The sequence below is a fragment of the Nonomuraea coxensis DSM 45129 genome (assembly GCF_019397265.1).
Taxonomy (GTDB): domain Bacteria; phylum Actinomycetota; class Actinomycetes; order Streptosporangiales; family Streptosporangiaceae; genus Nonomuraea; species Nonomuraea coxensis.
In genome coordinates this window covers 1,577,928-1,588,026 of the sequence record NZ_CP068985.1, presented here as the reverse complement: position 1 = coordinate 1,588,026, position 10,099 = coordinate 1,577,928, and the positions used below count along the sequence as shown (strand labels likewise).

Genomic DNA, 10,099 nt, shown 5'->3' with positions numbered 1-10,099 from the left:
CGTCGCGGCATTTCTCGGGGTGAATGACGATCATCGATTTCGAGGCGGCTCCTCTCCGGTGGCTGATGATTGGTTTACCCCGATTCGCAGCGAAGCCACCTGCCGTTGGCACTTGCCATACGAACGTGCCGGTGACGATTACCTAACGTTGAATCACGGCGCACGTGGGTACGATCCGCGACGAACGCCGCGACGAACGCCGCGTCGAACTCCGGAAGAGATGCGATGACCGCCCCCAATCCCACTCTCCGACAGCGCCAGCTCGCCATGCGGTTGCGCGAGCTACGCCATGAGCAGGGGCTCAGCATCGCCGACGTCGCCGAACACCTGCTCTGCTCCGCCACGAAGATCAGCCGCATAGAGACCAGCCAGAGGCGGGCGAGCCTGCGTGACGTCCGTGATCTTTGCCGGCTCTACAGGCTGCCCGAGTCGCAGGCGGCGGAGCTGATGAACCTCGCCAAGGACGCGCGCAGGAAAGAGTGGTGGCAGGACTACGACGACGCCAATTTCCAGCCGATGCTGGGCCTGGAAGCCGGCGCGTCCGCGATCACCGAGTACCCGATCACCATGATCCCCGGCGTGATCCAGACAGAGGACTACGCCCGCGCGGTCATCCGCGGCTGGCTGCCCCGCATCCGTCCCGACATCCTGGAGGAGAGGGTCAAGTCTCGCGAGAAGCGCAAGAACGAGCTGATCTACCGGAACGACCCCCCACGCTACTGGGTGCTGCTCGACGAATCAGCACTTCATCGGCATGTCGGCAGCCGGCAGACCATGCACGAGCAGTTGCACCATCTCCTTGAACTCTCGCACCTTCCGCACGTCACCATCCAGGTGATCCCCTTCACCGCCGGCGCGCACATGGGCTTCGACAGCCCGTTCCGGCTGGTGGAGTTCGATCGCAAATCTGGCATCGCGGACATTGTGTTTGTTGAGCACCAGATAGGTCTTTTTTATACGGAAGACGACGAAAAGGTGCTACTCTTCAGGGAAATCATCGACCACGTCCGCGCGGAGGCACTGGGCTCCCAGGAGTCGAGGAATCGCATCGCCACAATAGCGACAAACTTCACATAACTCACAATATGCCTTAGCGTCTCGACCGAGCACGAGTCCGGCGACACCCAAGCGCACCGCTACACTGGCAATCGCCGCTGGAAAGTGCAATTGTTGGAGTCCACCACCAGGCGTCCCGCACGGCGGCAGGCATCGCGGGCGTCCCCACAGATCAACGATATTGCGCGTCCGGTGACGACATGACGTCGCCGGGCGCTTATTCGTCAAGCACAATGAGGAGAGACGATGTCCGACAACATGGACCTCGACACGCATCCACAGTGGCGCACCTCGTCCTACTGCAACGGCGGCAACTGCGTCGAGGTCGCCCTGCTCTCCTCCGACACCATAGGCGTGCGCGACAACAAGAATCCCGAGAGCCCCGTTCTCACGTTCACGCTCACGGAATGGAGCCGCTTCGTGGGAGGCGTGCGCGAGTCCCGCTGAGCGAAGGAAACTGGATGTGAGGGCGGCCACGTGGCGTGACCGCCCTTCAGTATCACGAGCCCCACACTGCCCTCCCGATTCACCGGCGTAATGAATCTCTTTGCGACATCTGGGTAAAATGCCCGACGGCGCAATATCTTCGTCGCCTACCTTTGGGAGGTAGTGCATGGATCGCCCGCCTGCCCGTGATCATGCCATCTGGCATCGGTATTGCAATGGCGGCAGCTGTGTCGAAGTTGCAATGCTGGACGGCAAGGTCTGGGTGCGGGGTAGCCAGGACGCCAGCGGTGCCGTCCTGCCGTTCTCGGTCGACGAATGGTCCGACTTCATCCGAGGGGTGAAGGACGGGCACTTCGATCTCGAACGGCTCGCACCCGGGGCCTGATCGCCCCAGACGTTCTCACGGGCCCGAAACCGGGCGAGCGGGTTTCAGATCGTTCACCCGGGCAATATGCCGACCTCATGGGCGGTTTCAAGCAGTTCTTACTCCGTGGCAACATCGTCGAGCTGGCGGTGGCGGTGATCGTCGGCGCCACCTTCAGCGGGCTCGTCCAGGCGCTGGTCACCGACCTAATCACCCCACTGATCGGCGCCGTCACCGGCGGCAGGCAACCGAACTTCGCCAACTACTCCTTCACCGTCAACGGCAGCGAGTTCAAGTACGGCGACTTCCTCAACCACCTCATCACGTTCCTGATCATCGCGGCGGTCGTGTACTGGCTGGTGGTGACGCCGATGACACGGCTGATCAAGTGGGTGGAGCGGGACAAGAAGGCGACGACGAAGGAGTGCCCCGAGTGTCTCAGCGACATCCCGGTGGAGGCGCGGCGGTGCGCCAACTGCACCGTGGAGTTGGTGCCGAACTCGGAAAAACCGGTGTAGTCGCGCGCGACCCGCGGAGCGGGTCCGACAAGATGGACCGATGAGCGTTGAGTTGATGGTCTGGGACGAGCCGGAGCCGATCGGCAGGGATCAGGCCCGCGCCACCTACCTGGCGGTCAAGCGCGCCGAGCCGGCCGACGGGGCGGGCCTCGCGCCCGAGGTCGTCAAGGAGCTGCCCGGCGAGGTCCGGCTCTACCCGGACGGTCACGTGCTCGTGTCCATGGACCTCGACAGCATGGACGAGCTGTCCGCGCAGGTCTTCACGATCGCGCGGGCGCACGGCCTGGTGTGTTACGACCCGCAGCGCGACCTCGTGCACAACGTCGCGCCGCTCGGCGTGTACGAGGGCATGCAGCTGCACACCGGCGACGGCATGATCGTGCACGATCCGGACCTGGGGCTGGTCGACGACGTGCTGGGCACGTTGTCGGCCCAGAACCCGTTCGCGGCGCTGGTGAACTTCGGGCGGCACTTCATCCAGGTGTCGCCCGGCTACGAGCTGGAGTACAAGGAAGGGACGCTGGTCCGGACGACGGTGACGGAGCTGGAGGAGGTGCGCCGCGCCTTCCGCGAGTACGCCACCGGCGACCGGTCCTTCCTCACCCGCCACGAGTGGGCCGCGTAGCGGATGCGGCAGGATCGGTGTCCATGAGAACTCTGTACCCGCCCATCGAACCCGACGCCTCCGGACTGCTCGACGTCGGCGACGGCAACCACGTCTACTGGGAGACCTGCGGCAACCCGGACGGCAAGCCGGCCGTGATGCTGCACGGCGGGCCGGGCGGCGGGTGCAGCGCCAAGCACCGGCGCCAGTGGGACCCCGAGCGCTACCGGATCGTGCTGTTCGACCAGCGCAACTGCGGCCGGAGCACGCCGCACGCGAGCGACCCGGCCACCGACCTGTCGGCCAACACCACCTGGCACCTGGTGGCGGACATGGAGCGGCTGCGCGAGCACCTCGGCATCGAGCGGTGGCAGGTGTTCGGCGGCTCGTGGGGCAGCGCGCTGGCGCTCGCCTACGCGCAGACGCATCCGGAGCGGGTGACCGAGCTGGTGCTGCGCGGCATCTTCACGCTGCGCCCGCAGGAGCTGCGCTGGTTCTACCAGGAGGGGGCGAGCTTCCTGTTCCCCGACCTCTGGCAGGGCTACCTGGCCCCGATCCCCGAGGAGGAGCGCGGCGACCTCGTCGCGGCCTTCCGCAGGCGGCTGGAGGGCGACGACGACGCGGCCCGGCTGGCGGCGGCCAGGGCGTGGGCCCAGTGGGAGGCCGGGACGATCACGCTGCGGCCCGACCCCGCGCTGGTCACCGAGTTCGGCGAGGACCGGATGGCGGTCGCCTTCGCCCGGATCGAGAACCACTACTTCACGCACGGCGGCTGGCTCGGCCCCGACCAGCTCATCCGGGACGTCGGCAAGATCCGCCACATCCCGGCGGTGATCGTGCAGGGCCGCTACGACGCCTGCACGCCCATGGCCACCGCCTGGGACCTGCACCAGGCGTGGCCCGAGGCCGAGTTCCACGTGGTGGACGACGCGGGGCACGCCTGGACGGAGCCCGGCATCCTCGACCGGCTCATCGCGGCGACAGACGGGTTCGCACCAGCCGTACGGCAGGGGTGAACGCCCCCACCGCCAGCAGGGCGAACAGCGGCGCGAGCACGGCCCCGAGCAGGAAGCCCACGATCACGTCGTGCGGGTAGTGCACCCCCACGAACACCCGCGAGAACGCCATGACGACGGCCAGCGGGACGACCAGCCACGCGAGGGCGCGCCAGACGAGCACGAGCGTGGCCGCCGCGCCCGCCGCGATCACCGCATGGTTGCTGGGGAAGGACCAGTCGGTGACCGGCGGGCAGGCCGCGATGGTCGTGGGCACGCCCCGGCAGGGCCGGTCCTCCCGTACGAAGATCTTGATGACCTCGCTGAGGACGTACGCCAGCACGATCCCGACCGGCCCCGCCATCACCAGGGCCAGGTCGCGCGCCGGCGCCCGCCACGCGCGCAGGAACGCCATCACGAACAGCGCCGCGAACAGGAATAACCCGGCGTCGGTCCCTACCTCGGCGAGCGTGTGCAGCCACGCGGGCGTGCTGGAGGCGAAGTCGACGATGTCGCGGTACACCGGTGTCCAATCCGTGAACGGGCAGTGGACACGACCTTAAGGACTTCGGTGCTCGTACGCCTCGACCTTATGGCGGAATGTTGGGAAAAAGTCTTCAAGATCCATTGATGAGCAGGCGGACGAGCTGCGCCTGGCGGCTCTCCAGCTCGCTCTGCGTGATCAGCCCGCGGTCGAACGCCTCGATGGCGGCGTCGCGCTCGGCCACGTAGTAGGCCGCCATGATCTCGCTGCGGAGCGGCGTGAACCCGCGCTTCACGCAGTCGGTGAAGACGGTGACCTTGCGGTCCACGGCGTCGGCCGGGACGGTGCAGGCGAGGTCGCGCTCCCGGAGCCGCTGAACGGCCTGGCTGAGGGTGACCTGTCCGAGAGAGCCATTGAACGTGGTGTCAAGAGTGATCTTCACTGTCTTTGCGCCTCCGCACGTTTGCAACGTTCGGCGAGATGCCGCGTATTCCCTGCTCGAAGCGGGTAAGAGGGCATTCGTGATCGGAGAGCACGTGATCGTCGGCTACACCGGCGAGCCGGGCGGGCGGGAGGCTCTGGCGCTGGGCGCGGCCATCACGAGCGTGACCGGCGGCGAGCTCACGGTGGCGACGATCTACCCGCCCGGGAGCCCCGGGCTGGCGGTGGAGGCGCAGGCCAACCTGGCGCACGCGGCCGAGGAGCTGGGGGACGCCCCCGCCGAATACCTCGCCTACGAGAGCCGGGGCAGCGGGCGCGGCCTCGCCGTGCTGGCCAGCCGGATACGGGCCGACCTCGTCGTGGTCGGCTCGGCGGCCGGCGGGCAGCACGGGCGCATCGCCATCGGCACCACCGCCGACCACCTCCTCCACCTGTCGCCGGAGGCGGTCATGGTGGCGCCCGCCCAGTACGTCCCGGCCGGCAAACTGGCCAGGCTCACCCTGGCGTACGTGCACCGGCCGCAGTGCGACGCGGCCGTCGGGCGGGTGGCGCAGGCGGCGCTGCGGCTGGGGGTGCCGCTGCGGCTGATCACGTTCGACCTGCGCACCGAGGACCAGAGCAGGCTCAGGGACGACCTCGCGCTCGCCGTCCGGCTGGCCTGGGAGGGCACCGGCATCGAGGCGGAGGCGGAGGTGGCCGAGGGCCACGACGTGGCGGCGGCGATGGCCGGCGTCGAGTGGCTGCCCGGCGAGCTGCTGGTCTGCGCGGCCAGCGAGGACGCCCAGCCGCACCGGGTGTTCCTCGGCGAGCTGGCGATGAAGATGCTGCGGGCCTCCCCCTGCCCCGTCACCGTGCTGCCACGGGGCTTCTCCTAGGCCGCCTCCCTCGCGGAAGGCGGCCCTCCGGCGTCAGGCACCGCGCAGGACCTGCTCGTACAGCTCCAGGTAGCGTTCGCCCATCACCGACGGCGAGAAGCGGCGGCGGGCCTCCGCGCGGCACTCCTCCGGATCGATCTCGTCGATCCGCAGCAGCCACTCGGCCAGCTCCTCCTCGGTGTCGGCCAGGAAGCCGGTGCGCCCGTGATCGATGATCTCCGGCAGGCAGCCGCGGCGCAGCCCGACGGGAGGCACGCCGAGCGCCAGCGCCTCGACGACGGCGGTGCCGCCCGGCTCGTCCCACTGGATGGGGAAGAGCGCGGCCCGCGCCGAGGCGTAGAGCCGGTCGCGCTCCTCGCCGCCCACCGCGCCGACCCACTTCACGAGGTCCCCGTCCAGGTACGGGGTCACCTGGTCGAGGTGGTAGCGCACGTCGGGGTGGCCGTGCAGCGGATGGTCGGGGTCCTGGGCGACGGCGTCCAGCTCGGCCTGGCTGTCGCGGCCGCTGACCGGCCCGGCCAGCACCAGCGGCAGCCCGAGCTTCTGGCAGACGCGGGCCGCCACGTGCTGTCCCTTGAGCCCGCAGACGCGGCCCATGACGATCAGGTGCTCGCCGCGCCCGGCCTCCACCCGCCGGCCGGCGAGCGGCGTCGCCAGGTGGATCGCGCCGAGGGAGGCGGCGCGCAGGGCCTCGGGGGCGCGGGCGAGCTGCGACTCCGAGACGCCGTTCACCTTGATCGACGACGGGAACGCCCCGTAGAACTGGGGGTGTTTGCGCAGGTCCCAGTGGAGGGTGTGGAGGACGGGCGGCCCGCCGTACGCGGCCAGCACCGCCGGGCCCACGACCTCCAGGTGGTCGTGGACGAGGTCGATGTCGTCGCGCCCCCGCAGCTCGGCGACGATCCGCGCCTGGTGGGCATGGGCGAGGCCCATCACCTGGTTGTACGGCTTCTGCAGCTCCCCGAACCGGCCGTCGTCGAAGACGCTGATCAGCTCGTCCACTTCCAGGTCGCTGCTCCCGACGGAGGCGAGGACCACCTCCACCCCGTGCTCGCGCAGCGCGGGCACGAGCGTGGCGACGACGTTCTCGATCCCGCCGTAGCCAGGGGGCGGCACGGTGAGCCACGGCCCCGCGTTCATGAGCACCTTCACGCCGGGTCCTCCTCCAGAACGGAAGCGAGCGGGGGACGCTCGGCCACGGCCACGTCCACCAGGTCGGCGTCGCCGTCGAGTCCCCACTGGAGCAGGGTGTGGGCGGGAGGTTCCGACGCCATGACCCGGCCCTGCCCTTCCAGGCGGGACCAGGCGGTGAGCATGATCTGCCCGGCCATCCGGCCGAGCGCGGCCATGTCCTGGTGGGTGTGGGTACGGTGGCCGAGATCGACCTGGGCCATGGCGTCCAGCCCGACGAGGTCGAGCAGGTCCACCAGCAGCCCGAACTCGACGCCGTACTCGGTCACGAAGGGCACCTGTTCGAGGACGGAGCGGCGGGCCGCGTACTCGCCGCCGAGCGGCTGCGCGAACCCGGCCAGCTCGGGCCAGAACAGGTTGATGAGCGGCCGGGCGACCAGCTCGGTGACCCGGCCGCCGCCGCCCCGCTGCGGGACGCCGTCCGCGCCGATGTAGGGCCGCTCGTAGGTCGCCTTGACGAAGTGGAGGTCGGCGTCGGCCAGCAGCGGCCCGACCAGTCCCGAGACGTAGTGCGCGCCGAAGCTGCGCAGGTCGGCGTCCACGAACACGACGACGTCGCCGCTGCTGGCGGCGAGCCCCTTCCACAGGGCCTCCCCCTTGCCCGTCAGCGGCGGCAGGTGGGAGAGCACGTCGTTCTGCGCCACGACGCGGGCGCCCGCCGCGCGGGCCCGCTCGGCGGTGGCGTCGGTGGAGTTGGAGTCGACGACGAGGATCTCGTCGACGAGGGGCGCCCGCTCGACGAGCTCCCTGCGGATGACGGTGACGATGTCGCCGACCGTGCTCTCCTCGTCGCGCGCCGGCAGCACGACGCTCACCGTGGTGGTTCCCTTGGCCAGCAGTAAGGCGTCGACGGGCCATTCGGCGGCGGTGCTCGAATGGGGGCCGTACCACTCCTGGACTCTGGACAAGGCTCGCACATCTGTCTTCATGCAGTCAGCCCCGTTCTGATGAGGACCCGCAACCTGCCCGTTCTATGCGCTCTCGAACATCTTTGTTTGATAGCAACTGAATGTGGCATATGCGGGGTTGTGTCCCCACTGACCCGAGTCGGCATCGTAGGTGCCGGAAATGTCGCCGCCCGCCACGCAGACGTCCTGTCCGGATTCTCCGATGTCACGATCGCCGGGATCGCCGACACGGATCTCGCCAAGGCCGAGGCTCTCGCCTCACGGCATGGCTCCCCCGCCTATGGCAGCCACGCGGACCTGCTCAGTGCCGGCCGTCTCGATGCGGTGTATGTTTGCGTGCCTCCTTTCGCGCACGGTAACCCCGAACTGGATGTTTTGTCGTCCGACCTGCCGCTTTTCGTGGAAAAGCCACTGTCTTTGGACCTCCGAACCGCGGAAACCATCGCGGCCGAAACCGACCGCAGATCCCTTCCGTCCGCCGTCGGCCACCACTGGCGTTATCTCGACCTCGTCGACCGGGCGACGGAGCTGCTGGCCGGCCGCCCCGTACGGCTCGCGATCGGCCACTGGCTGGACAAGGTCCCCCCGGTCGGCTGGTGGCTGCGGCGGGACCTGTCCGGCGGCCAGGTCGTCGAGCAGGCCGTGCACGTCCTGGACCTGGCGCGGGTGCTGGTCGGCGAGGTCACGATGGTGCACGCGGTGGCCGCCGGCGACGCGCCCGACGGCGAGGTGGACCGGGCGAGCACAGCCGTCCTCCGCTTCGCCGGCGGCGCGGCCGGCATGCTGGCCACCTCCTGCCTGCTCACCCGCAAGCACCGGGCAGGGCTGGAGGTCTGCGCCGACGGCATCGCGCTGGAGCTGACCGAGACCCACCTGCTCGTGGACGGAGAGCGGATGATCGAGGACGACGGCCGCGCGAAGACCCGCGTGGACCGCGAGTTCATCGACGCCGTGCAGGGCAAGGACGCGGACGTGCGCGCCACGTACCGCGAAGCCCTGAGGACCCACCGCCTGGCCCTGGCCCTCGCCGAGTCCGCCGCCGAGGGAAGGCCGGTGACGCTCGATGGGTGACGTGCTCACGATCGAGGCTCCCGGCAAGGTCGCGCTCGTCGAGGAGAAGCTGCCGGAGATCCCCGAGGGCGGGTTCAGGGTGGCGACGACGCACAGCGGCGTCTCCGCCGGGACCGAGCTGACCTACGTCAAGGGCGACAACCCCTACCTGAACGCCACCTTCGACCGCGAGCTCGGCCTGTTCGTCCCGGGCACGCCGTCGATCGAGTACCCGGTCCGCGGCATCGGCTACATGCAGGTCGGCCGGGTGGTGGAGACCAGGACCGCGGCCGTGCGCGAGGGCGCCCTGGTCGCCATGGCGTACGGGCACCGCACCGCGTACGTCGCCGACCCGCTCGCCGACCGCTTCGTCGAACTGCCCGCCGACCTCGACCCGCTGCTCGGCATCTACGTCGCCCACATGGGCCCCATCTGCGCCAACGGTCTGCTGCACGCCGCCCACGACCTGTACGGCCCGGCCGCGCGGCACCTCGGCGACGGCGTGCACGGCCGCCGGGTCGTGGTCGTGGGCGCGGGCGTGGTCGGCCTGCTGGTGGCCTGTTTCGCCATGCACGGCGGCGCGGCCGAGGTCGTCGTCGTGGACGAGACCCCGGCCAGGCTGGAGGTCGCCGCGGCGCTGGGCGCGAACGTCCTGGCCGTGGCCGACGACCCGGCGGTGACGCTGAAGCGGCGCTGGCGGCACGCCCCGCAGGACCGCGGCGCGGACGTGGTGTTCCAGTGCCGCGGCCGGGCCCGCGCGCTCGCGCTCGGGCTGCGCCTGCTCCGCCCTCAGGGCACGCTCGTGGACCTGGCCTTCTACACCGAGGGCGCGGACGAGGTGCGGCTCGGCGAGGAGTTCCACCACAACGGCCTGTCGGTGCGCTGCGCGCAGATCGGCCGGGTGCCGCGCGGGCTGGCGCACGCCTGGGACAGGGAGCGGCTGTCGCACGAGACGATCGGCCTGCTCAGGGAGTGGGGTCCGCTGCTACGCCGGCACCTGGTCACCGATCTCGTCGGCTTCGGGGAGGCTCCCCTGTTCCTCGGCGACCTCGCCGCCCGCCGGCGCCAGAGTCTCCAGGCCGTGCTCTGCGACGAGGTCCAGGAGGAGGGCGGCTGACCAGCTGAAGTCCGAGCAGCCGTGGCCGCGCAGCGTCAGCGGGTCGAAG

At 69.8% G+C, this 10,099-nt stretch carries 13 protein-coding genes; 9 read left to right on the top strand and 4 right to left on the bottom strand.

Annotation, left to right across the window (positions count from 1 at the left end; genetic code table 11):
- Positions 1-225: 225 nt before the first annotated feature.
- From Nocox_RS07775 to pip, 6 genes are all read left to right on the top strand, one after another.
- A complete protein-coding gene (locus Nocox_RS07775) occupies positions 226-1,077 on the top strand; it encodes a helix-turn-helix domain-containing protein (protein WP_020546740.1) in 852 nt (283 codons plus the stop codon).
- 225 nt (positions 1,078-1,302) lie between these two features.
- Positions 1,303-1,503 (top strand): DUF397 domain-containing protein, encoded by a 201-nt coding sequence (locus Nocox_RS07770; RefSeq protein ID WP_020546741.1) that lies wholly within the window; start codon positions 1,303-1,305, stop codon positions 1,501-1,503.
- Between the two features lie 166 nt (positions 1,504-1,669).
- Positions 1,670-1,888, top strand: coding sequence for a DUF397 domain-containing protein (locus Nocox_RS07765; RefSeq protein WP_063711709.1), 219 nt, complete (start codon positions 1,670-1,672; stop codon positions 1,886-1,888).
- A gap of 77 nt (positions 1,889-1,965) precedes the next feature.
- Positions 1,966-2,385 (top strand): large conductance mechanosensitive channel protein MscL, encoded by a 420-nt coding sequence (gene mscL / locus Nocox_RS07760; protein WP_020546743.1) that lies wholly within the window; start codon positions 1,966-1,968, stop codon positions 2,383-2,385.
- A 40-nt stretch (positions 2,386-2,425) separates the two neighbouring features.
- Positions 2,426-3,010 carry a hypothetical protein gene (locus tag Nocox_RS07755; RefSeq protein WP_026215077.1) on the top strand — a complete coding sequence of 195 codons (585 nt, stop codon included), beginning with the start codon at positions 2,426-2,428 and terminating at the stop codon, positions 3,008-3,010.
- A 23-nt stretch (positions 3,011-3,033) separates the two neighbouring features.
- Complete coding sequence (gene pip, locus Nocox_RS07750; RefSeq protein ID WP_020546745.1) at positions 3,034-4,005, top strand: prolyl aminopeptidase; 972 nt, start codon at positions 3,034-3,036, stop codon at positions 4,003-4,005.
- Here pip and Nocox_RS07745 read toward each other — a convergent pair.
- A complete protein-coding gene (locus tag Nocox_RS07745) occupies positions 3,959-4,507 on the bottom strand; it encodes a phosphatase PAP2 family protein (RefSeq protein WP_020546746.1) in 549 nt (182 codons plus the stop codon). The two genes, pip and Nocox_RS07745, sit on opposite strands and share 47 nt — an antisense overlap.
- Before the next feature lie 94 nt (positions 4,508-4,601).
- The gene (locus Nocox_RS07740; RefSeq protein ID WP_020546747.1) at positions 4,602-4,910 is read right to left on the bottom strand and encodes a hypothetical protein; all 309 of its coding nucleotides are present in this window, start codon (positions 4,908-4,910) and stop codon (positions 4,602-4,604) included.
- A 79-nt stretch (positions 4,911-4,989) separates the two neighbouring features.
- On the opposite strand from Nocox_RS07740, the gene Nocox_RS07735 reads away from it, so the two are divergent.
- Positions 4,990-5,784 carry a universal stress protein gene (locus tag Nocox_RS07735; protein WP_026215078.1) on the top strand — a complete coding sequence of 265 codons (795 nt, stop codon included), beginning with the start codon at positions 4,990-4,992 and terminating at the stop codon, positions 5,782-5,784.
- A 33-nt stretch (positions 5,785-5,817) separates the two neighbouring features.
- Here the strand turns inward: Nocox_RS07735 and Nocox_RS07730 are convergent, their stop codons facing one another.
- Together Nocox_RS07730 and Nocox_RS07725 are read right to left on the bottom strand one after the other, a co-directional pair.
- Positions 5,818-6,936 (bottom strand): glycosyltransferase, encoded by a 1,119-nt coding sequence (locus Nocox_RS07730; protein WP_020546749.1) that lies wholly within the window; start codon positions 6,934-6,936, stop codon positions 5,818-5,820.
- On the bottom strand, positions 6,933-7,883 hold the full coding sequence (locus Nocox_RS07725) for a glucosyl-3-phosphoglycerate synthase (RefSeq protein ID WP_020546750.1): 951 nt from the start codon (positions 7,881-7,883) through the stop codon (positions 6,933-6,935). Before Nocox_RS07725 ends, Nocox_RS07730 begins: the two co-directional genes overlap by 4 nt.
- Here Nocox_RS07725 and Nocox_RS07720 point away from each other — a divergent pair.
- Together Nocox_RS07720 and Nocox_RS43920 are read left to right on the top strand one after the other, a co-directional pair.
- Positions 7,851-8,954 carry a Gfo/Idh/MocA family protein gene (locus Nocox_RS07720; RefSeq protein ID WP_343224367.1) on the top strand — a complete coding sequence of 368 codons (1,104 nt, stop codon included), beginning with the start codon at positions 7,851-7,853 and terminating at the stop codon, positions 8,952-8,954. The two genes, Nocox_RS07725 and Nocox_RS07720, sit on opposite strands and share 33 nt — an antisense overlap.
- On the top strand, positions 8,947-10,050 hold the full coding sequence (locus Nocox_RS43920) for a zinc-binding dehydrogenase (protein WP_020546752.1): 1,104 nt from the start codon (positions 8,947-8,949) through the stop codon (positions 10,048-10,050). The genes Nocox_RS07720 and Nocox_RS43920 overlap by 8 nt, the downstream gene beginning before the upstream one ends.
- Positions 10,051-10,099: the final 49 nt, after the last annotated feature.

What these genes read in the sequence shown, in the direction of transcription:
- Nocox_RS07775 (WP_020546740.1), top strand. Translation starts at nt 226, where the DNA reads ATGACCGCCCCCAATCCCACTCTCCGACAGCGCCAGCTCGCCATGCGG.
- Nocox_RS07770 (WP_020546741.1), top strand. Translation starts at nt 1,303, where the DNA reads ATGTCCGACAACATGGACCTCGACACGCATCCACAGTGGCGCACCTCG.
- Nocox_RS07765 (WP_063711709.1), top strand. Translation starts at nt 1,670, where the DNA reads ATGGATCGCCCGCCTGCCCGTGATCATGCCATCTGGCATCGGTATTGC.
- mscL (WP_020546743.1), top strand. Translation starts at nt 1,966, where the DNA reads ATGGGCGGTTTCAAGCAGTTCTTACTCCGTGGCAACATCGTCGAGCTG.
- Nocox_RS07755 (WP_026215077.1), top strand. Translation starts at nt 2,426, where the DNA reads ATGAGCGTTGAGTTGATGGTCTGGGACGAGCCGGAGCCGATCGGCAGG.
- pip (WP_020546745.1), top strand. Translation starts at nt 3,034, where the DNA reads ATGAGAACTCTGTACCCGCCCATCGAACCCGACGCCTCCGGACTGCTC.
- Nocox_RS07720 (WP_343224367.1), top strand. Translation starts at nt 7,851, where the DNA reads ATGGGGGCCGTACCACTCCTGGACTCTGGACAAGGCTCGCACATCTGT.
- Nocox_RS43920 (WP_020546752.1), top strand. Translation starts at nt 8,947, where the DNA reads ATGGGTGACGTGCTCACGATCGAGGCTCCCGGCAAGGTCGCGCTCGTC.